Origin of the sequence: Dendronalium phyllosphericum CENA369, assembly GCF_016056275.1 — a bacterium.
GTDB lineage: Bacteria > Cyanobacteriota > Cyanobacteriia > Cyanobacteriales > Nostocaceae > Dendronalium > Dendronalium phyllosphericum.
The window spans coordinates 36,152-62,429 of record NZ_JAECZA010000233.1; the positions used below are offsets into that span (position 1 = coordinate 36,152).

At 39.3% G+C, this 26,278-nt stretch carries 23 protein-coding genes and 1 pseudogene; 14 read left to right on the plus strand and 10 right to left on the minus strand.

The genetic code is table 11. The features are described 5' to 3' along the window. The first annotated feature begins 667 nt into the window (after positions 1-667). From I8752_RS26985 to I8752_RS26995, 3 genes are all read left to right on the plus strand, one after another. Positions 668-1,459 carry an ABC transporter ATP-binding protein gene (locus I8752_RS26985; protein WP_214435300.1) on the plus strand — a complete coding sequence of 264 codons (792 nt, stop codon included), beginning with the start codon at positions 668-670 and terminating at the stop codon, positions 1,457-1,459. Between the two features lie 140 nt (positions 1,460-1,599). Continuing rightward, on the plus strand, positions 1,600-2,619 hold the full coding sequence (locus I8752_RS26990) for an iron-siderophore ABC transporter substrate-binding protein (protein WP_214435301.1): 1,020 nt from the start codon (positions 1,600-1,602) through the stop codon (positions 2,617-2,619). After that, entirely contained in the window at positions 2,616-3,821 is a 1,206-nt protein-coding gene (locus tag I8752_RS26995; RefSeq protein WP_214435302.1) for an acyl-CoA dehydrogenase family protein, read from the plus strand. The genes I8752_RS26990 and I8752_RS26995 overlap by 4 nt, the downstream gene beginning before the upstream one ends. A 32-nt stretch (positions 3,822-3,853) precedes the next feature. On the opposite strand, the gene nifE is transcribed toward I8752_RS26995, so the two are convergent. From nifE to I8752_RS38190, 4 genes are all read right to left on the minus strand, one after another. Further along, the gene (gene nifE / locus I8752_RS27000) at positions 3,854-5,242 is read right to left on the minus strand and encodes a nitrogenase iron-molybdenum cofactor biosynthesis protein NifE (protein ID WP_214435303.1); all 1,389 of its coding nucleotides are present in this window, start codon (positions 5,240-5,242) and stop codon (positions 3,854-3,856) included. A gap of 926 nt (positions 5,243-6,168) precedes the next feature. Beyond that, positions 6,169-6,546, minus strand: coding sequence for a hypothetical protein (locus I8752_RS27005; RefSeq protein WP_214435304.1), 378 nt, complete (start codon positions 6,544-6,546; stop codon positions 6,169-6,171). Positions 6,547-6,567: 21 nt separating this feature from the next. Beyond that, positions 6,568-6,975 (minus strand): hypothetical protein, encoded by a 408-nt coding sequence (locus tag I8752_RS27010; protein ID WP_214435305.1) that lies wholly within the window; start codon positions 6,973-6,975, stop codon positions 6,568-6,570. Between the two features lie 511 nt (positions 6,976-7,486). Further along, positions 7,487-7,621, minus strand: coding sequence for a hypothetical protein (locus I8752_RS38190; RefSeq protein ID WP_263986295.1), 135 nt, complete (start codon positions 7,619-7,621; stop codon positions 7,487-7,489). 60 nt (positions 7,622-7,681) lie between these two features. On the opposite strand from I8752_RS38190, the gene I8752_RS27015 reads away from it, so the two are divergent. Beyond that, positions 7,682-9,127 carry an NAD(P)/FAD-dependent oxidoreductase gene (locus I8752_RS27015; protein ID WP_214435306.1) on the plus strand — a complete coding sequence of 482 codons (1,446 nt, stop codon included), beginning with the start codon at positions 7,682-7,684 and terminating at the stop codon, positions 9,125-9,127. Between the two features lie 255 nt (positions 9,128-9,382). Next, positions 9,383-9,694 (plus strand): hypothetical protein, encoded by a 312-nt coding sequence (locus tag I8752_RS27020; RefSeq protein ID WP_214435307.1) that lies wholly within the window; start codon positions 9,383-9,385, stop codon positions 9,692-9,694. Between the two features lie 60 nt (positions 9,695-9,754). Here I8752_RS27020 and I8752_RS27025 read toward each other — a convergent pair whose 3' ends face one another. Continuing rightward, on the minus strand, positions 9,755-9,925 hold the full coding sequence (locus I8752_RS27025) for a hypothetical protein (RefSeq protein WP_214435308.1): 171 nt from the start codon (positions 9,923-9,925) through the stop codon (positions 9,755-9,757). Between the two features lie 910 nt (positions 9,926-10,835). On the opposite strand from I8752_RS27025, the gene I8752_RS27030 reads away from it, so the two are divergent. The 3 genes from I8752_RS27030 (at position 10,836) to I8752_RS27040 (ending at position 13,672) form a co-directional block, all read left to right on the plus strand. Next, on the plus strand, positions 10,836-11,714 hold the full coding sequence (locus tag I8752_RS27030; RefSeq protein WP_214435309.1) for a substrate-binding domain-containing protein: 879 nt from the start codon (positions 10,836-10,838) through the stop codon (positions 11,712-11,714). Between the two features lie 84 nt (positions 11,715-11,798). Further along, positions 11,799-12,500 (plus strand): ABC transporter permease, encoded by a 702-nt coding sequence (locus I8752_RS27035; protein ID WP_214435310.1) that lies wholly within the window; start codon positions 11,799-11,801, stop codon positions 12,498-12,500. A 95-nt stretch (positions 12,501-12,595) separates the two neighbouring features. After that, on the plus strand, positions 12,596-13,672 hold the full coding sequence (locus I8752_RS27040) for an energy-coupling factor ABC transporter ATP-binding protein (protein WP_214435311.1): 1,077 nt from the start codon (positions 12,596-12,598) through the stop codon (positions 13,670-13,672). A gap of 104 nt (positions 13,673-13,776) precedes the next feature. Here the strand turns inward: I8752_RS27040 and I8752_RS27045 are convergent. After that, positions 13,777-14,232, minus strand: a pseudogene (locus I8752_RS27045) (ISAs1 family transposase); the annotation flags it as partial. 412 nt (positions 14,233-14,644) lie between these two features. Next, positions 14,645-15,238: a TetR/AcrR family transcriptional regulator gene (locus tag I8752_RS27050; RefSeq protein ID WP_214435312.1), complete on the minus strand. Its 594-nt coding sequence runs from the start codon at positions 15,236-15,238 to the stop codon at positions 14,645-14,647. Positions 15,239-16,374: 1,136 nt separating this feature from the next. Here I8752_RS27050 and I8752_RS27055 point away from each other — a divergent pair. The 6 genes from I8752_RS27055 to I8752_RS27080 all read left to right on the plus strand — a co-directional run bounded on the left by I8752_RS27055 (position 16,375) and on the right by I8752_RS27080 (position 23,439). Beyond that, complete coding sequence (locus I8752_RS27055) at positions 16,375-17,295, plus strand: substrate-binding domain-containing protein (RefSeq protein ID WP_214435313.1); 921 nt, start codon at positions 16,375-16,377, stop codon at positions 17,293-17,295. A 164-nt stretch (positions 17,296-17,459) separates the two neighbouring features. Further along, positions 17,460-17,618, plus strand: coding sequence for an ATP-binding cassette domain-containing protein (locus I8752_RS27060; RefSeq protein WP_214435314.1), 159 nt, complete (start codon positions 17,460-17,462; stop codon positions 17,616-17,618). A 311-nt stretch (positions 17,619-17,929) separates the two neighbouring features. Then, positions 17,930-18,895: a helix-turn-helix transcriptional regulator gene (locus tag I8752_RS27065; protein ID WP_214435315.1), complete on the plus strand. Its 966-nt coding sequence runs from the start codon at positions 17,930-17,932 to the stop codon at positions 18,893-18,895. A gap of 206 nt (positions 18,896-19,101) precedes the next feature. Then, a complete protein-coding gene (locus I8752_RS27070) occupies positions 19,102-21,741 on the plus strand; it encodes a TonB-dependent siderophore receptor (protein WP_214435316.1) in 2,640 nt (879 codons plus the stop codon). Further along, the gene (locus I8752_RS27075) at positions 21,741-22,751 is read left to right on the plus strand and encodes an iron-siderophore ABC transporter substrate-binding protein (RefSeq protein ID WP_214435317.1); all 1,011 of its coding nucleotides are present in this window, start codon (positions 21,741-21,743) and stop codon (positions 22,749-22,751) included. The genes I8752_RS27070 and I8752_RS27075 overlap by 1 nt, the downstream gene beginning before the upstream one ends. A gap of 28 nt (positions 22,752-22,779) precedes the next feature. Then, a complete protein-coding gene (locus I8752_RS27080; protein WP_214435318.1) occupies positions 22,780-23,439 on the plus strand; it encodes a 2OG-Fe(II) oxygenase in 660 nt (219 codons plus the stop codon). Between the two features lie 7 nt (positions 23,440-23,446). Here I8752_RS27080 and msrB read toward each other — a convergent pair whose 3' ends face one another. The 3 genes from msrB to I8752_RS27090 form a co-directional block, all read right to left on the minus strand. Further along, the gene (gene msrB, locus I8752_RS27085; RefSeq protein WP_214435319.1) at positions 23,447-23,878 is read right to left on the minus strand and encodes a peptide-methionine (R)-S-oxide reductase MsrB; all 432 of its coding nucleotides are present in this window, start codon (positions 23,876-23,878) and stop codon (positions 23,447-23,449) included. A 124-nt stretch (positions 23,879-24,002) separates the two neighbouring features. Beyond that, positions 24,003-24,101, minus strand: coding sequence for a TOBE domain-containing protein (locus tag I8752_RS38485; RefSeq protein ID WP_318780896.1), 99 nt, complete (start codon positions 24,099-24,101; stop codon positions 24,003-24,005). A gap of 241 nt (positions 24,102-24,342) precedes the next feature. Then, complete coding sequence (locus tag I8752_RS27090) at positions 24,343-25,107, minus strand: iron uptake porin (protein ID WP_318780897.1); 765 nt, start codon at positions 25,105-25,107, stop codon at positions 24,343-24,345. Between the last annotated feature and the right edge of the window lie 1,171 nt (positions 25,108-26,278).

Sequence of the window (26,278 nt, forward strand, 5' to 3'; positions counted from 1 at the left end):
GAGTACCAAAGGAGAAATAGGGCAGGCGTATTCTTATTCGATCTGCATGAGTAGTCAATATTTACATCAATTGCTTGCTTTAGTCGCGCACAAAATTTCTATGCTTGATACTAAGTAATATTTCCACTCATATGCAAGCGAACGATCGCCGTTTAAATTGATCGTCTTCAGAGGTAAGTTATTTAACGTAGTCTAAATATTACCAACAAAGTTGAGCAAAATACCAAATAAATATTTGATACAAATCTTAAAAATACCATTCTAAATCTTGTTGTTTCAATAGGGGCAACTATTCATGATGCTACTCAAATTGAGTATTGAAACCGTTTTTAATCAAAATCATCTGGGATAGTGCTGGTTTTTGAACCAAGCCTAATGTCAGGGCATCTTTACCAAGTGCAAGACTAAATAGCCAACATTATTGGTAGTATCATCACAATATGATTTACACATCTGTCGTAAAAGGCAATGTCTACAACAAGCCCTCAAGGTCTACGCGGTTCTTGAGGAAAAGCCTTAGTATGTGATGACTCAAAAGTTTAACACTCTAGCAATTGTAACAAGACACTACTGTATTAGGCGATCGCTTTTTCGCACTGCATCTAAATGAAATTATACCGTAGACAAACTAAACACTTATGTCCTGAGCTTGCGCTCACAAAGCCTTATGGAAAATACAGCCCTTAAAACTCAACATCTGAGCCTAGCTTACGACGGCAAATCCATCATATCCGGTCTTAACCTATTAATTCCCACAGGACAAATTACTGCTCTAGTTGGCCCCAATGGTTGTGGTAAATCTACTCTACTGCGAGGTTTAGCCAGATTACTCAAACCCCATACTGGTGCTGTATATCTCAATGGTGCTGATATTTTTCGACAATCAACAACTAAAGTTGCACAACAACTTGGTATTCTTCCTCAAGGGCCAGTTGCACCAGAAGGATTGACTGTGCGAGATTTGGTAGCACAAGGTCGTTATCCATATCAAAAAAGTTGGCTGCAATCTTGGACAGATGAAGATGAACGTCTTGTCCGCAAAGCACTAACAACTACAGACCTCAACGAATTAGCCCATAGAGCCGTAGATACCCTCTCTGGTGGACAGAAGCAACGTGCTTGGATAGCCATGACTTTAGCGCAAGATACGCAGATTCTACTATTGGATGAGCCGACAACTTTCTTAGATTTAGCTCATCAAGTGGAAGTACTGGAATTATTGGGGGATTTGAATCAACTTGAGGGGCGAACAATTGTCATGGTGTTACATGATTTGAATCAGGCGTGTCGTTATGCTCATCAGCTAGTAGCTTTACGCGATGGCACTGTTATGGCTCATGGAACTCCAGCAGATGTCATGACAGAAGAAATGGTGCAGGAGGTGTTTGGATTAGCTTGTCGAATTGTACCAGACCCAGTAGTGGGAACACCTTTGTGTTTACCTTTAGCAAGGAAATGATAGCACGAGGTCTTGAGGTAGAGCAGACAACAATATATCGATGGGTGCAGGTGTTGAAAAAACAGACATTTTGTTCCTTCTGCACAGTCAAGACGCGATCGCTCTAACATCATTCATATCTTCTTCACTTTGTCAATAGTATGCGTAAGTTCTACTTCGTTGTGCTACTCACGCTCCTAGTGGTTTGTGCTTGTAGTTCCTTTGGTCGTCAATTATCGACCCGCAATATAGCTGTCGTTCCTTCAACTCAAACATCACCTGCACCTGTCCACGTAGTCAAACACGCAATGGGTCAGACTCAAGTTCCTGTCCACCCTCGACGAGTTGTCGTCATAGACCCGTGGTTAGTGGAAATACCTCTAGCTCTGGGAGTCAATCTGGTAGGAGCTCCAGATCCAACTAAAACTCTTCAAGGACTAGGGTTAGAGAATAAGCACCCAAGCGTTGAAAACATTGGTGCGGTTCTGACACCGCCGAACATGGAGAAGGTTATAACTCTTAAGCCGGACTTGATCTTAGGTACGACGCGGAACCAGGATACTTACAGTTTATGGTCTCACATTGCACCCACCGTTCTGCTGAAGGTGCAAAGCAATGGAGACTGGAAAAAACCGTTTATGCCAGCAGCAAAAGCTCTGGGAAAAACCGAGACAGCAAAACATTTAATGGATGATTATAACGCACGTTTAACCGAGTTGAAACAAAAGATGGGTTCCCGACTCAAAAAAACTTTGGTTTCCGTCGTGCGCCTGATCCCAGAGACGATTAACCCGTTAACTAAGGGTGCATTCTCTGGAGTAATTTTAGAGGATGCTGGTCTAATCCGTCCTCCTTCGCAAAATCTGGATGCTAAAGCCACTAAAAAGAAAGCGGGTAACCCCGTTGGCTATAATATCTCTCCAGAGAGCCTTACCCAGATAGATGGTGATATCCTATTCTTAGTGCGCTATGGCTTTAAAGACCCTACACAGTCAAAGATTGCTGTCAATGAACTCATGGCAGAACCTCTGTGGTCAAAGCTCAATGTTGTCAGGCAGGGTAAAGTTTATCTAGTTGATGATTATTATTGGCTCACTGGTAGCTATATATCAGCTAATCGAGTTATTGACGATCTATTTACTTATATCTTGCACTCACCGAAAGAAACTAACAGTAAATGATATTCAATCTAACTCTCAACAAGCAAACTTTGATCGATCGCATTAGCCAACTTGCACGTGAGAAATTTGCATCTCGCGCCGCTAGTTATGACCACAATGCTAGCTTCCCAAAAGAAGATTTTGCAGACCTTTTTCAAGCAGGTTTGAATGCGCCTGCTGTGCCAACTGAATACGGTGGTCTAGGGTTAGGACACGATCGCGATATCTTTACCCTGTGGATGATGACTAAGGAACTGGCAAAAGTGGATTTATCCCTAGCCCGTTGCTGGGAAGGACACGCAAATGCCCAAGTTTTACTAACGGCTATGGCTAATGAGTCTCAGAAAAAGCGCTGGTTTGAGGGTATTGTCCAGCGTGGCGAGATATGGGCGGCTTGGAGTGGAGAACCCCAGTCTCAGATTCCAGGTCAAAAAGCCAGCCTTGGCACAAGTGTGCAAGTGGTAGATGAGGGATACATCATTGATGGTACAAAGGTATTCGCTACCAGTGCCCCAGCAGCACAGTGGGCAATTCTCTTAGTCAACACAGAAGGTGCTGGAGGAGCGCGTCATAGTAATGACTCCCTAACATCAGTATTGTTACTAGCCTGCAACTTATCCGACCCCAGTATTAGCTTTGATGATAGTTGGTGGCAGCCAATTGGCATGAGAGGTACAGTCAGTTACTTGGTTCGCTTTGAACGTACTTTCATCCCTAAAGAAAACTTGATTGGCTATCCAGGGCAGTACATCGAACAGGAGTGGCAAACGCGGTTTACACCTCAGTATGGCGCTGCTTTTCTCGGAGCTGCTGAAGGAGCCTATGACTATGCTTTAGCATACATCAACAAACAAGAAAAAGGACACGACCCCTACGTACAACACCGAATTGCTAAGGCAGCAATTAATATAGATACTATGCATTTCTGGCTGCGACAAGTAGCCACTCTTTGGGAAACAGGCCAGGTATTAGAGGCAAAACAAGCAGGTAATCGCGCCCGTTACATAACTGAACAACTGGCTTTGGAAACGGTGAACGATTGCATAAACGCTTGTGGAGCTCGTTCCTTGATTCAACCGAGTCCTTTAGAGCGAATCTTGCGAGATTTGTCCTTTTATGTATTGCATGATAATAGCGATCGCGTTTTGGCTTCAATTGGTCAGGAGATTCTAGGGCAATCGTGCGATCGTGCCTATTTCAATACCTATCCAACTCGCCAATAAAACCCTACTGAGTAGCTAAATTGCCATAAAAGTTATACGAAATAGGAGATTTTTTCATCCCAAGGAGCAGGTTTTGTGACTTGCTCCCATACAGGACTATACAAGGCTTCATACAATTCTCGTGCCAGTTCCAACAGCCCAATATAACCAGCGTAGGCATGATGGCGTTCGTGGTTAACATCCAAAAAAGGAATTTGGGCTTTGAGTGCTGTATATTTACTGCCAGTTCCACTGATCAAGACATCAGCTTTTGTTTCCTTCAGTACTTGTAGTAATGCTTGCGGCGTTGCTTCGTGCAAAACAATGCCATCTTGACCAAGATATTGTTTAATTTTGGCTTTCTCCTCTTCTGTAGTCTTAGCGTTAGTAGTAGCAATCACTTCCATTCCTAAATCTTTAGCGGCTAAAATAATCGACCAAATTTTTACACCACCAGTACAAAGAATAATCCGCTTACCTTTCAACCGCGCACGGTAGGGAGCTAAAGCAATATTTAGAGCCGCATTTTCTTTTGCAATTAACCGTTCTGTACGTTGTTGAAGATATTTATCCCCTAATGTTGCTGCAATATTTCGCAAGCAATGGTTTAAGTTTTCTATACCGAAGAAAGATTCTTCAATATAAGGAATTCCATAAAGTTCTTTCATTGTTTGTGCCATTGGTAGCACAACATTTGAGCAAATGACTACATTCAACTTAGCACGATGAGCATAGCAAATTTCTTGATAACGAGCATCACCTGTAATTTTAGAGAGAACACGTATACCCAATTTGTTGAACAGTGGTAAAACATTCCACAAATCACCAGCAACATTGTACTCACCAACAATATTGATATCGAAAGGAGTAGTAAATTCTGGTTCTGCGGTTCCGATTACATATTTCAATAAAGTTTCATTACCGATGTGATTACCTAAATTTTTACTACCAAGAAATCCAGGAGAATTTACATAGATAACCGGAATATTAATTTTCTGCGCGGCAAGTTTACAGACACTATTAATATCATCACCAATCAAAGCGGTAATACAAGTAGCGTAGACAAAAATAGCCGCAGGTTTATAACGTTGAGCAACATCGAGAATAGCTTTGTACAGTTTCTTTTCACCACCAAAAATGACATTATTCTCGCCAAAATCAGTAGTAAAAGCAGTTTTGTATAATTGAGAGCCTGACGAGAGACTACCATGAGTCGCCCAAGGATTATGAGTACAAGCAACAGCACCATGTATTAAATGAGCAACATCAGTAATAGCTGCCACAGAAACCATCGCTCCATCTAAAGGACAATTTCCTTGGCTTGTACCTGGTTGTGGTAGTTTTGTACAAGTTAGTTTTTTCTTGTCACTCAATTTATTTTGGTTAAGTTTGCAAGCTGTTTCGTTGAGTGGTTCGTTGGTTGTTACTTGAGTATTTTTCATGCCTTTCCTCGTACTAGAGATTAATACAAAAGAGTCAAGATTTAGGAGTTAAAAGGCGTGCCGCTTGCCAAATTATTTATCAAATTCACTTATTAACCCAAAATTTGCTATAGCTAAGTAATAGCCGAAATCTTTGAGATGAGTAGCGCACATCTCACTCAGTACAGTCTTTACTATTAACAGCAGGAACGTAAAGGCTTGAAAACTCGTTCTCTAGCTTTGGATTGACACTAATTGAGCAAGCAAGCATTTAAATTTTCAAGCGACAATAACTGATATCAAGAAAGATTATTTGAGTCTTTATATTCTAAGAATAAAGCTGCTTAATGTTCCTTGACTTCAAAATACTAACAACAACTATAGATAAGAAGAGTAAGACTGATAACAATAATCTAAAAAAGTTCTGCTGTGTTAATGATAAAAATAGTTCTATAAAGACCTGTTTGTCTAAAATAAAAACTATTATTACTCTAATAAAAATAAAATTTTACTGCTTTAATTAGACAGACTATTCTAACTATAAATTAGGAGATATATGATTGGATTATATGTTTATGGTGGATATTTTATTGGAAAAATTAGACAGACTATTCTAACTGTAAATTAGGAAATGTATGATTGAGTATGAAGGGTTTAAGCAATCAATATAGTCCTAAAGAATGTGACTACGGCTAGCTATACATCATTGAAATTACTACGAAAATAGGAGTCAAGACTGCCATCGGCAACCCTGACTCCTCACCCTCTACAATTATTATCATTCCTCTTGACAGAGGATTTTATTTTCTGGAAATCCCTTATCACGCACGCAGTCCCTTGAAAATATGGATAGTGATAAGGCTTTTAGTTCCAGCGTTTAGATAGGTACACGTTATCTTTAGTGTTAAACTGTAGACTTCTTGTACAGCAAAGCTTGTGAAGCTTTTTTAGTCCACCTGATAGTAAAACTCTCGACATAGAAAATTGGGTTGGCTGCCATCCTTGAACTTGTGAAACGCAGCAATGACCCACAAGCCTTTGTTCATGTTCGCTGCTAACAAGGATTCTACTGAATCGCGATCAAATTTTGCACTGAAAGCTTTCTCATTGATATTATCTACAAACGGTGTCACCTCAGTCTCACCCCAATCTTTGAGAGACTCAGTGCCATAAGCGTGCATAATAATTTGCTCATTATGCTTGGTTAAGATAAATTTCTCGATCCATTTAGTCTTTGTGTTGGAGTTTATCCAGGTTCCCAAAAAAGGCGTGAAATCGATCGCATTATCCTGGGGCTGGTTCCCGTAAATTTCGTTTCGCTCCATCTTAAAATCTTCCTCTTCTGACTAACGATGATAAAACTCACGGGCAAAATGATCGGTTCGACCACTACCATCTACGTAGCGGGTATAGGACTGGATGACTAAGATTCCCAATTTTTGGTTTGCCACCAGATGTGTCTCAACCCCGTCTAACTTGTAAAAAGCGTGGAATCCTGCTGCTAGAAGTGAGGTTCCCGTAGCGTAAGGCACTGCTTCAACCTTACCCCAGTCAATTGGATTGGGTTCGTTGGCTCCATAACCTTGAAACGTAAGGCGACCGTCTTGCTCAGTCAGAACTACCCGCACCAAATACTTAGTGTCCGATTTAGTATTGATCCAGTTACCGACTAGAGGTGAGAGTTCTATCGGCTCCTTACTACTAGGGCGTTGGTCAGCCTGCATATAGTATGCGTATTGAGTTGTTTGTGTCACTAGCTAACTCTCTAATGAATAAATTGCAGCATTTTAATAATAAATATAAACTACTTCTTAGCGTACATATAGCTGAAATAATATTTTATTAATAAATTAAGTTGATAGGGACTGACCTAATTAGCGAGTCGCAGAGAAAAAATTATTTTACAATTACAATATTTTATAATTTCGTAGCTATGTTTTATCAATCTTCTCCCTGCAATAATCACTACTCAATATCTATCTCAAAATTGTCGCAACCAGATTATTTGAGTAATTATTCTTTCAGTTTTTTGTTAAAAAAGATGTAACTAATGCATAGCTATCTTTTTAGTGAAGGTATTGATATATGAAAAACTTATAAACCTATAGAATTAGAAACTGACCCATGTTTTGCGTGTTTAACTAACTGGAGTCCAGACTAAATACGAGGGATAAAAAATAACACCCTGTAATTATTGGTAGAAAGATTTTGAATCTAAGAGGATGTCTGAAAACTTATTCGTTAGCCCGTGACAGTCATCAGTCATCAGTCATCAGCCAACACAATTAAATATGCAACTTGGACATGCATTAGCTTATTGCCAAATTTTAGAGAATTGGTATAACTTTGACTACTTTCATTATTTTTCAATTGTTCTAAATAAACAGCAACGAGGCTCATAATTCTGCTACACCTTTGTTAAGAAAAGTTACAAGACTCTTAACACAAGGAAATTTTTTTATGGTAGTTTCACTTGAGAAGAATGTACCACATCAGGTTGTAATCATTGGTGGAGGCTTTGGTGGGCTGTATACAGCAAAGACTCTGAAGAAAGCGAATGTAAATGTTACTCTCATCGATAAACGTAACTTTCATTTATTTCAGCCGCTTTTATATCAAGTTGCCACAGGTACGCTATCACCTGCTGATATCTCCTCACCATTACGAGCTATATTCAAGAAAAGCAAGAATACAAAAGTTTTGTTGGCAGAAGTAAATGATATCGATCCAGAAGCCCAAGAAATTATTCTGCGCGATCGAACAATACCCTACGATACATTAGTTGTTGCCACAGGTGCGAACCATTTCTATTATGGTCACGATAACTGGAGACCAATGGCTCCGGGCTTGAAAACTGTTGAAGATGCCATAGAAATACGTCGCCGGATATTTTCGGCATTTGAAGCCGCAGAAAAAGAAAACGATCCCGAACTACGCCGTGCTTGGTTAACTTTTGTGATTGTCGGAGCGGGACCCACTGGTGTAGAATTAGCAGGTGCGATCGCAGAATTGGCATACAAAACTCTCAAAGAAGATTTCCGCAACATCGACACAAAAGAAACTCAGATTTTGGTGTTGCAAGGGGGCGATCGCATCCTCCCTCATATGGCTCCACAGTTATCAGAAGTAGGAAAAGTATCCTTGCAAAAGTTGGGTGTGGTAGTCAACACAAACACTAGGGTGACGAATATTGAAAACGATCTCGTTACTTTCAAGCAAGGCGATAAAGTTCAAGAAATTGCCTCAAAAACTATATTATGGGCAGCAGGTGTGAAAGGTTCCGCTATGGGGCAAGTTTTAGCAAACCGCACAGGTGTAGAGTGCGATCGCTCTGGACGTGTGATTGTAGAACCAGACTTGACGATTAAGGGTTATAAAAACATCTTTGTCCTCGGAGATTTAGGCAACTTCTCTCATCAAGATGGAAAACCCTTACCTGGTGTTGCACCCGTAGCCAAACAACAAGGAGAGTATGTAGCTAAACTCATTCAAAAACGCCTTCAAGGTCAAACACTACCACAATTTCATTACAATGACGTAGGCAGTTTGGCGATGATTGGCAAAAATTTAGCTGTTGTAGATTTAAGCTTCATCAAACTCCAAGGTTTCCTTGCTTGGATATTTTGGTTAGTCGTTCATATCTACTTCTTAATCGAGTTTGACACTAAATTAGTAGTAGTATTTCAGTGGGCATGGAATTATATCACTCGTAATCGTCGCTCTAGATTAATTACAGGTCGAGAAGCTTTGGAAGAAGCGAAAACTGCGATCGACAGCACTAATTTGGCGACTAAAATCGCTAACCCTCCCACTCAACCAACACCTCATTCAAAATTGCAATCTTACACTGCGGATATTGAGGCAGCAACTTCCTGGTTAACATCACCAAAACTGGGTCATCATTAAGATAACTTTTGCTCTCAATAACTGTAAATTGGTTTTTTCTTGACACGTCACGCGTGTTGATTCAATTGTTCCACTTGACTTGAAGATTTTTCATTTTCAGCAACAGGTGCGACGAAATAATTACCTTCTCTGCAAACAAGACAGTTTTCTGCACCCACTGAAAGAAACGAATAGTCAATAAATAAAGCCTCCAAAAGTGTAACCGTGTTTTGTATAACGGAAGCAAAGCTAACACAACAAAAGGAGTAACCCCCAATGACTGAATATCAAGACTTCATTGCTGTCGCTTCTAAATTTATTGACTACGATCCTGACGCTAACTGGATATTTCGCTATATTGTCGATGGACTCACCAACCACGGGTTCAGCACTAAAATGTCTGAAACTTATACCACACTTGTCATCGGGAAAGAGTTCTTCAATCCCAGTGAAAGTGATTTTACTTCTTATATCAATAGTGCAATATCAGAGTTCCCACAGCTAAGTCCTGAAGGTCACGCCTCACTGCTAGAAGTCACTACTAAATACGTTCACGATTATTATCACCCACAAGTAGATACACAATAACTGTAGTCAGCACAAACCCGCTATTGTGTGCAGCGGGTTCTACACACCGCATACAATAAGTTACCCCAGTGGCTGCGGCGGTCGCCTATAGCAGCCATTTGTCGATCGGGCTTGACGCATAGGGGACAAATCATCTTCCATCTCAGCAAGGAGACGAGCAGCGATCGCGTCTTGCTCGTCCGCAGGTAAAGTTTTCAATTGGGCGATCGCTTTTTTGAGTGATTCGGTCATTGCAAAAGTACTCCTACCAAAGAGGTACTAACCATTATCGCTTACCCAATTGCTGAAAGTTTGAACACTGACTAATATCCTTGTTTTGCGCCGCTACCAAAGACTTAAGCATCCTAATTATCCTGTTTAGCTTCATTGCGATCGCTAAAAAAAATTTGATGATTGATATCTAGGCACAGATACTTAAAATCGTTCATCAATTATATAAAAGTAGAAAATTTTCTGTATATATAAATACGGTCTTTGTCAGAAAATACAAGGAAAAATCTTTCATTTTTAGCAATTATTTTGGCAACCTGTATGGTATATTTGCTATAAGAAAGATAAAAATCTAAAATCACTTGACTTCCCGCAAAAACAAAAATCTGGCAAGTATAGGGATACAGCCTGATGAAGCTGGATATGCATATTTGCAATCACCTGAAGTCAATTAGGATGTGATGCTCCAAAAGAAGCCGTTATATCGTGTTCGGTTAAAGACTTATCATCAAGACCGCAGGGGGGCAGAGCAGAGGTGCAGAGGGGAGGGGTTTTCAGGCTTTCTGCATAGATTCGGGAATTATAACTAATTAGCCGAACATGATATTAAGAGCGATACTCCGTAGGAGTGACTTCTCTTCTTAGGCTGCACCCTAAGTGTAGCTATGCCGCAGGCTTTACGTGAACGCAATTAGAAATCCTCAACTGTTATGGCATCAAGTAGTAGCAAATATTTGTTGAAGTGAGAAGTGAGTTTAGTTTCTCAAAGTTGAACCCACTAGTACCGGAAGGCGGAATTCAAAATTCAAAATTCAAAATCCAAAATTAATACAGCGTAAGCGTTTTATTGATTTTGAATAGGTAGTTTATTTCTGCTGTGTTGTACTAGACATTTAACATTCCAAGGTTGCATCAGATAGCAAGAGGTTTTATGGTTAAGAGGACGATCGGTACATTTTTACTAAGTTTCTTGGCGGTTGTTTGCATCGGCTTTGGTAGTAACTTAGTCAACCAAGAGCCAACTTTTGGACAGTCCCCAACGAGTAAAAATGTGATTGTGGCGATGACAACCAGCATTGAGGACAGTGGGCTGCTAGATGATTTGGTTCCAGCGATTGAAAAGAAAACAGGATATACCTTAAAAAAGGTTGCAGTCGGCACCGGACAGGCTTTGGCTCTGGCTGAAAAAGGTGAAGTTGATGCCCTATTCGTAAATTCACCGAAAGCCGAACGCAAAGTTTTGGCAGGTGGTGCGGTGATTAATCGGCACTTGGTAATGCACAATGACTTTGTGATTGTCGGCCCAGATGCAGATAAGGCAAAGATCCGAGGCAAAAAGAATGCTGTGCAAGCATTCTCACTGATTGCCAAAAATCAAGCATTGTTTGTATCGCGGGGTGATGACTCAGGTACTAACAAACTAGAAAAAGATTTATGGCAACAGGCAAATGTCACACCCTCTGGTAGTTGGTATCAGCAAACAGGTTCAGGAATGGCGGAAACTTTGCAAGTTGCTAATCAAAAACTAGGATATACCTTAGTAGATCGGGCAACATATATATTTCAAAAGAAAAACCTGTCTTTGCCAATACTTGTGCAAGGAGACAAGAAATTGTTAAATCTCTACCATGTCATGGAAGTAAATTCTCAGAAATTCCCCAGGGTGAATAGTGCAGGAGCTAAAGCGTTTATTAATTTTGTCTTATCCCCTGAAGGACAGAGAGTGATTGCAGCCCACGGGAAAAAAGAATTCGGGCAACCGCTATTTTATGTTGATGGCGGTAAAACGGAGAAAGATTACGGCTTTTAGAGAAACTTAAGCATCAGATCGTCAAGGGTTGCTCTACTGTATATTTCACTATTATTTTCCAATTTTTCATCCTTATTTGTATTTGTGAATACAATTATTGAAGGAACTGTAAAAGCTTTTGAGCTATTAACTAGTGGCAATAGTGACGTTTTCCAAGTCATAACAATGACATTGTTCGTATCTGGAACAGCTACAGCCATTAGCGTTTTACTGGGACTACCCTTAGGACTGTGGCTAGCACTAGTGGATTTCGTCGGCAAGCAGACTCTAACTAGTTTGATTAACTTCGGTATGGGATTACCACCAGTTGTAATCGGTTTATTTGTCAGTCTGCTTTTGTGGCGATCTGGGCCGTTAGGAAATCTTGATTTGATGTACACGCCTATAGCTATGATTATAGCCGAAGCCATCATTGCTTTTCCAATTGTAGCTGGCTTAAGTTTTGCGGCAATTCTCAGTATTAATCCGAAACTGCGCTGGCAACTGTTATCAATGGGAGCGACCACCTGGCAAGCAAACTTATTGCTGATTAAGGAAGCACGGTTAGGATTAATGGCTGCTGTCATCGCCGGTTTTGGTCGTGTGATCTCGGAAGTTGGCGCATCGATGATGGTAGGTGGCAATATCAAGGGTCAGACAAGAGTTCTGACGACAGCGATTGTTATGGAAGTGGGTAAAGGTAATTACGATGTGGCGATCGCAATTTCATTAATTTTATTGATAGTTGCATATAGCATTATAGTCTTGCTAACTATCCTGCAACATGACAAACAAGGCAAAAGTTAAAAGTTAAAAGTAAAAATAAATATTGAATTCATCTTTCTTTTTACTTTTTAATTGGTTCTTTTTACTTTTATAAGTGTGCGTTCTTGGAGGTCTGGATGAGCGAGTATATCCTAAATATGCAGCAAGTTACCGTAAGTAGCAAAACACGTAAAAATATTCTCAACATTGAACACTTTGCACTGCGCCCTGGAGAACTTGTAGCAGTGCTTGGCCCGAATGGTGCTGGCAAAAGCACACTGTTAAATACGATTAATCTATTGCAGCCTTTTCAGGGCAAAATGCAATTATTTGGCCAGGATGTGCATAATGCCAATCAAACACTGTTACGTCGTCGTTCGGCTTTGGTATTTCAGGAGAAGTTACTGTTAAATGACACTGTATTTAATAATGTTGCCAGAGCATTAGAGTTTCGCGGAACATCAGCAAAAGAGATTAAGCAAAAAGTATATACTACACTTGCCGATTTTGGCGGCGAGCATTTGGCAAATCGGTCAGTCCGCTCACTGTCTGGTGGGGAAGCGAAACGTGTTTGCATTGCTCGTGCGTTAGTAACCGATCCGGAACTGCTGCTTCTAGATGAGCCTTCTGCCTCTTTGGATTTGGGAATACGTGCCGGGATGATTGAAAAAATTAGACAGTGGGCAGAAGTTAAAGGAGCATCGGTAATATTAATTAGTCATAATTTTACAGATATACTACGTTTTGCAGAGAGGGCGATCGCTTTATTTGACGGTTGTATTGTACAAGATGATAAATTGGAAACGCTTATCCGCCGACCAGCTAACGAGCAACTTGCAAGATTGGTAGGGATAGATAATATTATTCCGTGCCAAGTAAAACAAAGTAGCCATGGTTCTTGTATCAAGCTAGCAAACGGAATCAAATTTTCTTACCCTGGAGAAATCAAAAAATCAATTACTGCGTGTTGTCTATCTAGCGATACATTCAATCTGTGCGATGCAAGTTCTTCAATACAGCATAAACCTTGGTCAGTAATTATTGAAGGGCTAGTGGAACGGGTTTTAAATGGTATGGGAACTTATAACATCTGGGTGAAAGTAGGAGAACAAACTTTAATCGCCAGAATGCCTCAAAATCATGTATTAAGCAATGTGCATCGCCATGAAATGATTAAGCTAGCATTCAATGCGGCAGATGCACATTTTGTTTAGAAAAAATATAGCTACTGGTTAATACGGTTGGTGCAAGATGTGAGGATCGCTACCTTTCTTAGTTTATTAGTATACATCTACTATATTTAGATGCGTTTGCCCTGCGATTTAGAGTCTACTTTCACCTGTCCTAATACTAATTTATTTGTATTTGCCCATGCACTTACTATTTGAATTGCACTTTGTTCAATTCGATTATCATGAGAGCCACATCAAGTTTTTCCGTCAATTGCTACAACTTCACCCGCAGTCTTGTTGTGAATTGTTTTTATCCAGTTTAAGAAGCATTCCTGAAATTGCTGGGGATTTAATTGTGCAAATACTCGCGCAAATGTATCATGTGATGGTATCCCATTTGGTAACTCCAAAAACGTTTTTAACCACTCATATTTTGTGCAGCCATACAATTCTATTGCTACCCAACTATCTGCCCCACATATCACTGCACAGATGGCAATGGTTAAAATGTCAATTAACTTATGTAGTCTTCTCCGATCTACTCTTGTATCTTCCATCTGTGCAAAATGGTCAGCTATTGTGATTTTGGGCTTCAGCTTCACGCTTTTTGAGGCTTAATTCTACTTTTACAATGACTTTACCATCAAAGCCTCATTGCTCGACCTCCATACCAGAGAGCGATCACTACCTTTTTTCTAGCTTTAGTATATATGTACTCTATTTAGATGCGTTCGCCCTGCACTTGATGTGATATCAAATAAATTGCGATCGCTAATAATTTATTTCGTAAAAGTAGCAAAATAATCTAAAATTTTACATATGGCAGTGTTTATATTACTAAAATCATCATTCACAAAACTTAGTTGCAGAGAGAATATAATCTTTATTTATCACCCATTGCTCAATGCTAGCAAGTCCTTCAAATGGGACGTGTTGTAAGTAATGAATTCTCATCCCGGACTGCTCCGAATTTAGTTGCAGTGTGGTTTTTTACATTAAATCACAAAATGAACTTCATGTAACGCGGGATTTTGGTGCAGTCTGGATTAGGGTTGCTGCTACTTTTTTTGCTTGTGAAGCGGTTGACCAACTTCCTTCCATCATTGCAACCACGATCGCACCTTGCACGATTAGAAGCAGTTGCCTAGCTAACTGTTCTGGTGATGAAAATTCTGCGGCTTGAGCAATGCTCTTAATATAGCGATATATCGATTGTTGATGCTCCAATGCTACTCGATGTCCGGGATGGTCAGCATTGGCTAGTTCTATTGAAGCATTAATGAATGCACAACCTCGAAAATCTGGGCCTTCAAACCATTCCCGCAGAGCATCAAATATTGCCAAAAGTTGTTGGGATGGGTTAGAAGCTCGTTGCTCAATCGTGGTTTTGAGCCATTCACACCACTGTTCCTCCTGTTGTCGCAGCCACGCTTCAATCAATGCATCTTTTGACTTAAAATGATTGTAGAGTGACATCTTAGCAACGCCAGATTCTGCTATGATTCTGTCAATACCGACGTTACGAATTCCCTCACGATAAAACAAGCTTGATGCCGTATTTAGGATGCGATCGCGAACAGATTTACGAGTTGTTTTCGATTTATTCATTTAGAGCGCATCCTTGTATAATGTATAACTTTTAGACACTTCATGAATAAAACTGACAAAGATTTTCCAATTTCAAGATCGTTTAAAATTTAAGCTTAAATAGCCTTTTGAAGCGATCGGTTAAAGCTAATAATAACTGTAAATTAGAAAACACCCTTAATCATTCTTTGATTCCTTGTAAAGACTAGGGTGGTTTATCTAGATTGATGTTGACTTTGTTTTATCCAGTTGCTTAAATTGCAAACACTTTTATCAATTACTTATTCTATTCTTTAATTCGCCAAAATTTTTATTCTTTAGAAGAATAAAGTTTAACCAAATAGTAGTTGATGAACTGCAAGCAAACTTAAGTCTCCCCAAACTTAGAGTACTGCTACCGATCGAGTACTTCCACAGTCCTCCAGAAACTTGTGGAGCAAGACCATCAGTTCATCAAACTATTGGTTAACTTATGGGATTTGGTTTTTTCACTACAGCGCAAGTGCTTGGAGATCCTTTGTGCTTTAGCGATTTAGATTCCCTATAAATAAAGAATATCATACATCTGGCCAATTTACTTGCGCTGACCAATAAATTTACAAACAGTATTCGTGGTTACAATTAATCCTAAGCTAGAAAGTCTTAAAGCCAATAATTATGTTCTTCTGTTGTTTTGAGTTGAGCAAATATCACTTATTCTCTAATGGAGACATTCATCATTAATACAGAAATAAAATCATTCATCTCTTCATATCCAGTTAGAAGAGTCTGTCTATTTCAATTAAAGAATATCTAATATATAAGATTTCTATTTGAGTTTTGCGAAGCTAGGTACACCTCAAAGAGGTTTCTTTTCTATTACCTATTGCCTGCCTATCGCGCTTGCGCTTCGAGCACCACGCAAGTAAGTTCTCCAAATAAAACCATATTTCTATGTGTTGTATATTCATCAAGATTGAGGAAACTTTATACTTAAAGTTCTGATAAAGTCAGCGTTTGATTACATAATTGAATTGATTTCAGCCAACCTAGTTGGTATGATAGCTTGGACAATCAAATTACATAGACGTTAACGCTTAGCAAAACGAATGTTTGATCGTTATTGACTAAGAATTCAAACATTACTAATACAAGGAAAGCAACAGATTATACCAACTATGAAGAAGCAACTTTTTGCCTTTTCATTGATAGCTTGTGCTGTCAGTGTTACCATACCAACCCAAGCCTTCGCTGTTACACTGTATGCTGCTGGTAGTTTAAGGGGTGCGCTATCAGAAGTAGCTAATAGCTTTACTCAAGAATTTGATATTCCTGTGACAACAGAATTTGCCTCCTCTGGTTCATTAAAAAATAGGTTGTTGGCAGGGGAGAAGGCAGATGTTTTTGCTAGTGCGGATTTAGGTAATGCCCTTGCACTGTATCAAAACAACATTAGCGGCGAAGTCAAAAAGTTTGCCACTAATCCGATTTATGCGATCGCCACACCTGAAGTCTCACTCACAAAAGAGAATCTTTTAGATAAGTTTCTCAATCCCGATATAAAATTAGGTATTGCCCAACCTGTAAGCGATCCTTTGGGAGACTACGGCATTGAAGTATTTCGCAAAGCTGAACAAATTCGTCCTGGTAGCTTTACCCAACTGAATGCTAAAGCCGTAATCTTATCAGGGACATTGCCACCAGATAGGAATAGTCCGGGGGGCAGCATCGTCTACTATCTACAAGATATCAATAAAGCAGATATTTATTTAGTCTACTACACCAGTGCTTTATCTGCTCAACAAATTTCACCAAGTTTAGAGATAGTGGAATTACCAGATAGCTTAAAAGTTAAAGCTGATTATGGTTTGACAGTACTCAAAGATGCGAGTCCTGAAGGTTCAAAACTAGCTAATTACATCCTTTCACAAACTGGGCAAAAAATCCTAGCCAAGTATGGATTTAGTAGTCCGAGGTCTGTTCCCGAACCTCAAGGAGTTGGTGGAATTTTACTTGCTTTTTGTATAGCTTGTGTTTTGCAAAGATTAATTACCAAACGGCAAAAATTTAAAGTGAGCGATCGCAATTTAAATTCTTAATCTTGCGATAATTTTCTAGTTTGATATCAAGATACTTTCAATCCCACTAAGCAATTAACTAAGGACTCGACGGAAACCGTCAAGACTCCGACTTCCTCTCAAAAGCAATTTCACTTGCAAATAAACCAGACTTACGTACTTATCCTTGCGATCTCAAATCCTTTATGGAGAACATAGCTCTTAAAACCCAACATCTGGGACTCGCTCACGATGGTAAATCGATTATATCTGGTCTAAACCTGTTAATTCATACTGGAGAAATTACTGCTTTAATTGACCCCAACGGTTGCGGTAAATCTACTTTACTACGCAGGGCTGTTTAATTCGATTTCTTGGGTATTTTGTCAAGAGTATGAGTCAGAAATTTGCTTGAGTGGGGAAAAGAAAAGCTACCACCTCAACGAGTAAATTTAAGTGCGATCGCGATTTTATTGCCCAATCAGATTTTTTATTCACCTGAATTTTTTGCTTGAAACGCTTGTAAATCAGCGCTTTTTAGGGAACGAAACAGCCCTGCTTTACTACGGGGTTTGGCTAGATTACTCAAACCCCAAGTTGGTACTGTATACCTAAATGGCGCTTTTCAAGATAGCAACTAAGAATAAGCTTAAACTTTTACTCAATTACTATTAATATGACACTTATTCTCCCATACGCAGATTACTTAAAACTGCTATACCAAGCAGAAATAATTCAGAATAATGATAGTTCAGATAATTTTGACATCATTAGAAAGTATCAATTTGGACAAGGGTATTGGCGACAGATTCAGCTACGAGATAGCATATCTTTAGAAATTTCCTATTATCAGCAGCCCAAATCATTCATTTTAAAACTTCAGGGGCGAAAGCATCCATTAGAATTTCGATTCCTTATTTTGCTAGAGAGCGAATTTAAAAACCTTGAGTTCAAGACAGGAGAATACTTTTTAAGTGGCAGTGGTATGGCATCTGAATGCGCTGTACTAGAGCCATCAGCGCGGATAGTAGAAGTAGCTATTCACCTACATCCAAATGTGTTTCATAGCTTTTCAAAAAATACATCTGGTAAACTCCCAAAAGAATTACAACATCTAATTAGACGTTGGGATCAACCGACTTATGAACGCTATGGAACTCAAACTCCTGCAATGCAAATAGCCGTGCAGCAAATTCTTCAATGTCCATACCAAGGCTTTACTAAACAAATTTATCTTGAAAGTAAGGTTTGGGAACTGGTAGCAATGCTAGTCGAGCAAGAAGTACAAATCAACCAAGGTTGCTTCCAGATTAATAAACTCAAGCCATTAGATATTGACCGCATCTACAATGTTAGGGAAATTGTGTTGAAACATCTAGACAACCCACCATCTCTTATTGAACTAGCACGACAAGTAGGTTTAAATGATTGCACAATGAAGCAAGGCTTTAAGCAGGTTTTTGGGACTACGGTGTTTGGCTATCTGCATCATTGCCGAATGCAACTAGCTTATAAGCTACTTATTGAAAGAAATATGAATGTCACAGAAGTAGCCAGAACAGTAGGTTATGCTAGCTTACCTTCATTTAGTAATGCTTTTCGTAAGAAGTTTGGGGTAAGTCCTAAGTCCTGTCAAAGATAAAAATTCCGGATGGAATAAAAAAAATTCCGGCTCGAATAAGACGCAGATACTGAAAAGTTATATATTTTTACAATAATTGGGTTGGTATAAATAGATTTTTTCACCAACTTAGTCAGTAATAGTAATTGGGAGCTATGGACTGAAAGGAAAATTATACTTAATTCTTAATTTAAATACCTAGTATTCACTAAGTGGTGTGTGTAAAAATGTTTATCAGACTACAATATCCCGCTGTTTGCGGGTTAATATCTGTTGCTTCTCTAACTTTAGCCAATCCAGCATATTCTGAACAACCGTTAGTCAAAAAAACTTTAGTACGCTCAGGTGAAGTCTTCCAAGAAATTCAAACATTGAATCAGCTACAGCTTCCTAAAACTAATACTTCATATTTATGGAGAGTACCCAGACAGAATAAATTTCCTGAACTTAGTCAAGTAACTACAGATGTGATATTAGTTACGGATGTGAAGGTTAACTCTACTGATAAAGGGATAGAGTTAGTTTTAGTCACAGCTAATTCTCTTAAATTACAAATTTTACCAAAAACTGAGGGTAATTCCTATATTGCAGATATCCCTAATGCCAGGTTGCAACTAAGAAGTGGGGATTTTAGACAATCAAAGCCAGTAGCCGGAATTTCAGAAGTAACAGTTGCAAATGTAAATGCGAACACATTGCGAGTAACGGTGACTGGGGAAATGGGTGCGCCTGCGGTGGAGTTGTTTGATAGTACAAAAGAGGGTTTAGTTTTTGGAGTGACTCCTAGTACTTCTACAGCTCAACAGCCAACAACAACGCCAGAACAAAAACCATCTACAACAGAGCCAGAAAAGCCCATTGAGTTAAATGTGACTGCTCCACCGAATGTAAATTATCGGGTACCAGATGCAACTACTGCAACGAAAACAGATACACCATTGCGTGATATTCCCGCTTCAGTTCAGGCGATTCCTCAGCAGGTTATCGAAGACCAACAACCGCGTAACTTAATTGGGATACTCTCAAATGCTGGCGTTGTCCAAAATAATTTTTCATCTCGAGTTGCAGACACTTTTTCTATTCGAGGTTTTAGAGCTAGAAACGTTTATAGGAACGGCATCAAAGACCGCTTTGCAGATGGTGCTGCTTTATCAAGTTCGCTGACAAATATAGATAGAGTAGAAGTTGTTAGAGGGCCAAACTCTGTAATTTATGGTCAAGTCAATCCCGGTGGGATCATTAATATAGTTACTAAAAAGCCTTTGAGTCAACCTTACTATGCCTTAGAGGTAAGGCGTGGTGCTTATGATCTTTTTGAACCTTCACTTGACCTTTCTGGTCCTGTGACAAAAGATGGCAGTCTGTCGTATCGTTTAAACACTTCTTACAGAACCGCACAAGACTTTACTGATTTTTATCATGAAAAGCGTTTTTTCGTTTCGCCTGTTGTTAATTGGCGTATAGGGAAAAATACAAATCTAACTTTTGATTCAGAATATGAAGACATACAACAGTCGCTAGGTACTGGTTCTGAGCAGATTGCTAGTGCAACTATACTTCCTAACCCAAATGGCAAAATCCCTATTAACCGTTATTTAGGGGAACCGACTGATTTCTTTAACCGCCAGCTTAATAGATATAATTACAATCTAGAACATCGTTTTAACGATAACTGGTCTATTAGTAATTCATTTCAAGCTGCATTTTTAACCCTTGATTTACGTGAAACAGCTGTTACCAGTCTACTGGAAGCAGACAACCGCACTGTCGAAAGAAGACAGACTATTTTCCCAAAGCCAACAGAGTATGAAGATTACACTTTAGATACTCATGTTATTGGTGATTTCAACACTGGTAGTATAAAACATAAACTTTTGGTGGGGTTTGACTTATTTAGACAAACCCAAAGTATTAATATACTTAGAAGATCTGTGGCCCCTCTTGATGTTTTTAACCCAGTGTATGGTCAACCACTAGGTGAGACTTTTGGAAGACTTGATCTCTACTTTAGAGATGATGCTTTAGGCTTTTATCTTCAAGACCAAGTGACACTTGCCAATAACCTCAAACTACTTGTGGGTGGACGTTATGACTTGGTAGAGAATGAGTTTGCTAATCGGATTGCTTCAACGGCGAGTGTCCAGTCTGATTCTGCCTTTAGTCCAAGGGTAGGCATAGTTTATCAACCCATAGCGCCTGTCTCACTCTACGCCAGCTATAGCCGCTCTTTTGAACAAGAAACGGGTGCAGATAAAAATGACAACCTTTTTAAACCACGGCTGGGTACTCAGTATGAAGTGGGCGTTAAGACTGATTTATTCGATAACAAACTCTCAGCAACACTTGCTTTATATCAACTGACACTAACTAACATTTTAACTACCGATCCTACCGATCCCGATTATAGTGTGCAAACAGGAGAACAAAGAAGTCGGGGAGTAGAACTGAGTGTCACCGGAGAGATTCTTCCCGGTTGGAATGTGATTGGCTTCTACGGTTATACAGACGCACGCATTACCAAAGACAATGATCTTCCAGTCGGGAGTCGAGTAGAAGGAGTACCAGAGCATGTCGCTAGTTTGTGGACAACTTACACCTTTGGTACTGGCTCTCTCAAAGGTTTTGGAGGTGGAATTGGCTTTAACTACGTTGGAGATAATAAGCCAGATAGTTTGGATACATATACGATCCCAAGCTACTTTCTCACCAATGCAGCTCTGTACTATCGTCAGAATAACTTTAGCATTGGACTCAACTTGAATAACATATTTAATGTTCGATATTATGAAGCAAGCTTTGACTATCTCCAAAGAATTATTCCTGGTCGTCCGTATACAGCAGAGTTGTCAGTGAAGTGGGAATTTTAATGAGAACAACTCATTGGTTAGCCAAGTGTTTTGTCATATGCCTGCCCCTTTTAGGATTGCTTGCTGTGGTAGTGTGGCTAGACGGTTGTTTCTTTTTTAATTACCCAAAAGTTAGCGATTCTAAGAGTGTTTCTTCTTTAAGTCAGGTTCGAGTCGTTCAGCACTTTATGGGTAAGACAATAGTTCCTGCTTATCCTCAACGAGTTGTTGTGCTTGGTGGTCGTTGTTTAGAAAATGCTTTGGCGTTGGGGATCAAACCTATAGCTGCCTCAAAGTTATTTGTCTCGCAATTACAGCGATTAGTAGGTCCGCTATCAGGTATTGAAGATGTAGATTGGCTCTCTCCTAGTATCGAAAAAGTCTTGTTTCTCAAACCAGACCTAATTCTTGGTATGCATTTTCATCAAGATATTTATCCACTGTTATCACACATTGCACCCACTGTTTTGGCTCCTCCTGGAGCCAGTGGAGCTTGGAAAGAATCTTTTGCTTTCACAGCCCGTGTTCTGGGTAAAACTAAAACAGCCCAACAGGTAATGGATAATTATTATGCACGTTTAACACAGTTTAAAGCCAAAATGGGCGATCGCCTCAACACAACTTTAGTCTCGGTTGCCGAATTGCGTACTGATGCACTTTGGCTGTGGGCGAAGGCAAGTTTTTCAGGAGTTATTCTTAAAGATGCGGGTATTGCACGTCCTGACTCTCAAACTTTGGATAGTCAAGCAACCCTAAGTTTAGGGGGTGGCCCTGCTGCATACGCTTTATCAGAGGAACTCATGAGTGAATTAGATGGGGATATTTTATTTCTAGTATCAGAAGACGCACTGGGCAAAAGGGATTTATACCCAATACTTAAGCAACTCAAAGCAAAACCGTTGTGGTCAAAGTTGAAAGTTGTCCAACAGGAAAAAGTTCATGAGGTGGGGTTTTACTGGGTTCAGTTTGGCCCCCTTGCAGCCAATCGGATGATAGACGATTTGGAGCAATATTTAGTTAAACAGCAATAAACTATTTGAAAGTTTTTTAAGAGGGATTATGTTGAACTTGAGTGCAATTAGTAATGCAACTATGCAGTCAATTCCTTATAAATGGATCGTATTTGAAAATTTGCTTGACACTTCAGTACAATCTGAACTAGCAAATAGTTTTCCGACTACAAACTATAAAGAATATCATGCTAGAGACTTTGAGTTAGATGAATACCCGGAATATACATATAATGACTACAGGTTTTTTGCACGCTGCATTCTGGATGAAAGTAAGTACAAAGGTCTACAAGATATCAAGGATCTGAGTCTTAGTTGGCAAAAATTGATTGAAGAACTTCTCACTCCTGATTATCGAGAGGCAATGGAGCATCTTACTAATTTGGATTTGAAAAACCATTCACTAACAATTTATTTAACACGACATGATTTAGGATTCTGGAACCGTCCTCATACAGATATCCCGCGTAAACATGTAACTCATCTTTTCTATCTCAATGAAGGATGGAACCCAGAGTGGGGAGGGTATTTTCGAGTTCTCAAAGATAATCAGACTACATCTGTAGTTAAAGAAGTTCCACCTTTGCCGCAATATTCTGTTGCTATTGTACGTTGCGATCGCTCTTGGCACATGGTTTCTCCTATTTCCTTGAATGCAACTCAACACCGTCTGCATCTCCAGACTTGCTTTTGGTTGCCTGAGTCTTAGATTTTTGTTAAGCGTTGGCGCAGCCTCTTTCTGACTCAGGAATAAACTTGAGAGCAATCCCATTCATGCAGTAGCGTTGACCAGTAGGAGCTGGTCCATCGTTAAATACATGACCTATATGACTACCGCAGCGACGACAATGCACCTCAGTTCTGGTCATATTATATGATTTGTCTATAGATGTACCAATTGCTCCTTCTATGGGAGCGAAAAAACTCGGCCAGCCTGTACCACTGCTAAATTTAGTATTAGATGTAAAAAGTGGTAGACTACAAGCCGCACATATATAAGTACCCTCTTTATCTTGCTTATCTAGTGGGCTAGTACAAGCGCGTTCAGTTCCATGTTGACGCATTACTTCATACTGTTCTGGCGTTAAAATTGCACGCCACTCTTGTTCAGTTTTAGTGATTTCAAACTCACTATTTGAAGTTGTCATAACTGCCTCATAAAACTAACACGACTTATTTCATTCTAACTATTTGTGTAGTATACCAAAGTAGTTAGTAGATTAAGACGATCGCATTTGAAGCGCTCGCCACAACCTACTTACTCTACCCGGATTATTCTATAGCAATTATGACATCCGACGATTTAATCACAGCGATCGCTTGTTTTTCCTCTTGAAGTTGGAGTTCTTCTACGGCTCCTTTAGTAATAATTTACGTAATACCAGATTTTTTGGTGAAAATTATAAATTAGTTTAACTATTTTTCAGACTATTATCTGACACCTGCAAGATGATTTTACGCTTATAGTGTAGCAGGCTTCCTTCTTGCTCAAACTGCTGTAAAAGACGTGGGGTTTAAGTTATCCCTAATTTCTTCTGACCAGAGGCGGAGCTTTCCTTGCTCCGCTCCTGAATTCTAACTTGGTGAATTCTTCTTCAAAATGCAAAATTATTTAAAAACGGAATGTAGTACGAACAACTCCTGTATAAATAGTGTCATTGTTGCTGTTATATTCTGGGTTAAATATCACAATTAACCCTGGTGTAATTGAGATATTGTTATTCACCTGATAGCGATATAGTCCTTCTAAATGAAAAGATGTATCGCTATCTTCACGACGATTACTTGTAGAAGTAAGAACAGCAGGGCCAAAGTCATTACTCGTTACCTTGGGTGGTTGACCAAAGATTAAACCTGCCAAGTTACCCTTTTTACCTAAATCCAGGAAAGCTAAAGTGACCGCCCAGTTCCAAATGTCTGCTTTATCGCCTCTATTGACATTTGCGCCAGAATTAACCTCGGCGATCGCTTGAGTATACCCAACCCAACCAGAAACTACAAATTTGGGGTTAAAACGATAACTAGTTTCTACTCCATAATGATTGGCTGAAGTGGCAATACCAGCACCAAATGGGGTATTTGCAAAAGCACTACCATAAGCCCCCGAAACCGTAACATCATTATTACCACCACTAAAGTAAGAGTGTGCATAGCTCAAAGCCAGAGTAAAGTCTTTGTTAGGCTGGAATGCTAATTGAGCTAAAGCACCATAACTACCATCAAATAGCCCTCTACCAGGAGTCGGGTCATTACCTCTTCTAGCAAGATAACCCCCAGATAAAGTAATTGTGTCGCTCAATTGAAAAATGGCACTCACTCCTGAACCTGTATTACTAGCAGAACCAGTGTTACTAGCGCACTTTATTACTAAATGTATTTATTAGAAAGTTTCAGAAAAATTATTTCTAAATATCCTAAAAATTACAATCAACTTTTCCTCATTTAGAGATAGTTATAAATATTAGCAAGTGCTTGATTTTCATTTATAAATTTCAGCAATTTGTCACTAATATAAATACTAAGTGAATTGAATGCAGAGCAAATTTATGGGTAAAGAGAACACATATATATTCTCTGTACTCTACCAAATATTTTTTGGAATCAGGAGTAAACTATCACTGAGCTAGTACTACTGGTTAATCTGTTATATTATCAGCCTCGCTTGATATTGTTAGCTAGTTTCTTTCTCTTCAACCAGATTCCTGTCAAACTTATAATTGCTATTCCGTCAATGCTTGATGATTCAGGTACAGGAACCACACTTACTTTATCTAAGTAGATAAGTGCCTAAAGTTATACTAGGATTTATAAAAAGGCTGGTAATTTTATAAACAAAGAGCCTGGGCTTTTTAGCTAATTTCATAAGATTTGATGACAAAATTTAACTCAATTTGGTAGTGATTAAGATGCTAGTGTTGATATGAAGGCTAAAAGCTTCAATAGGATAAGTATCATCGCATAATTACTGCATAGGCAGATTTGGGAATTTTTAAAGATACTAGCGAATAAACCACCCAACCGACGCAAATATCTGTCAGGTAGTAGATATCAATTATTATTGGTATTAAAAAAACACCTTATGTATTATTACCAGATTTTTAGATTATTACCAAATTTATTGGTAATAAAACTCTGACAAAGTTGGGTTAGTATCGGCATGGTTCTTGGTAGCAGTCAGTCTTAAGTAGTAATTTGCGATTTTTTTACCCCCCCTTCGGGCAGGGCTGTTTCATTCCCTAAAAGACCTTTATTTACAAGCGTATCAGCTAAAAAAATCAGGTCGTTGAATAATCTAATTGGGTCGAAAACCAAGCGATCGCGTGCTTTAAGAATCTTGGACTACTTTGAGAAGATTTCTGATAAATTCGACCAAACTCCTAAGCTTGCTTATATCATCATCGCATCAGCGCTAGGGTTAGAGAGTCGTCTGCCTGAACTGCAATGGCGACTAAGCTACCCCAAGCTTGCAAAATGGTATGATGAATTTTCTGGGCGACCGTCCCTGCAAGTGACGAAACCAGAATATTAAAGATAATGTTGACGGTTCT

Bases quoted from the DNA above. Each gene is read 5' to 3' on its own strand.
- I8752_RS26985 (WP_214435300.1), top strand. From the start codon at position 668: ATGGAAAATACAGCCCTTAAAACTCAACATCTGAGCCTAGCTTACGAC.
- I8752_RS26990 (WP_214435301.1), top strand. From the start codon at position 1,600: ATGCGTAAGTTCTACTTCGTTGTGCTACTCACGCTCCTAGTGGTTTGT.
- I8752_RS26995 (WP_214435302.1), top strand. From the start codon at position 2,616: ATGATATTCAATCTAACTCTCAACAAGCAAACTTTGATCGATCGCATT.
- nifE (WP_214435303.1), bottom strand. From the start codon at position 5,242: ATGAAAAATACTCAAGTAACAACCAACGAACCACTCAACGAAACAGCT.
- I8752_RS27005 (WP_214435304.1), bottom strand. From the start codon at position 6,546: ATGGAGCGAAACGAAATTTACGGGAACCAGCCCCAGGATAATGCGATC.
- I8752_RS38190 (WP_263986295.1), bottom strand. From the start codon at position 7,621: ATGAGCCTCGTTGCTGTTTATTTAGAACAATTGAAAAATAATGAAAGT.
- I8752_RS27015 (WP_214435306.1), top strand. From the start codon at position 7,682: ATGGTAGTTTCACTTGAGAAGAATGTACCACATCAGGTTGTAATCATT.
- I8752_RS27020 (WP_214435307.1), top strand. From the start codon at position 9,383: ATGACTGAATATCAAGACTTCATTGCTGTCGCTTCTAAATTTATTGAC.
- I8752_RS27025 (WP_214435308.1), bottom strand. From the start codon at position 9,925: ATGACCGAATCACTCAAAAAAGCGATCGCCCAATTGAAAACTTTACCT.
- I8752_RS27030 (WP_214435309.1), top strand. From the start codon at position 10,836: ATGGTTAAGAGGACGATCGGTACATTTTTACTAAGTTTCTTGGCGGTT.
- I8752_RS27040 (WP_214435311.1), top strand. From the start codon at position 12,596: ATGAGCGAGTATATCCTAAATATGCAGCAAGTTACCGTAAGTAGCAAA.
- I8752_RS27050 (WP_214435312.1), bottom strand. From the start codon at position 15,238: ATGAATAAATCGAAAACAACTCGTAAATCTGTTCGCGATCGCATCCTA.
- I8752_RS27055 (WP_214435313.1), top strand. From the start codon at position 16,375: ATGAAGAAGCAACTTTTTGCCTTTTCATTGATAGCTTGTGCTGTCAGT.
- I8752_RS27060 (WP_214435314.1), top strand. From the start codon at position 17,460: ATGGAGAACATAGCTCTTAAAACCCAACATCTGGGACTCGCTCACGAT.
- I8752_RS27065 (WP_214435315.1), top strand. From the start codon at position 17,930: ATGACACTTATTCTCCCATACGCAGATTACTTAAAACTGCTATACCAA.
- I8752_RS27070 (WP_214435316.1), top strand. From the start codon at position 19,102: ATGTTTATCAGACTACAATATCCCGCTGTTTGCGGGTTAATATCTGTT.
- I8752_RS27075 (WP_214435317.1), top strand. From the start codon at position 21,741: ATGAGAACAACTCATTGGTTAGCCAAGTGTTTTGTCATATGCCTGCCC.
- I8752_RS27080 (WP_214435318.1), top strand. From the start codon at position 22,780: ATGTTGAACTTGAGTGCAATTAGTAATGCAACTATGCAGTCAATTCCT.
- msrB (WP_214435319.1), bottom strand. From the start codon at position 23,878: ATGACAACTTCAAATAGTGAGTTTGAAATCACTAAAACTGAACAAGAG.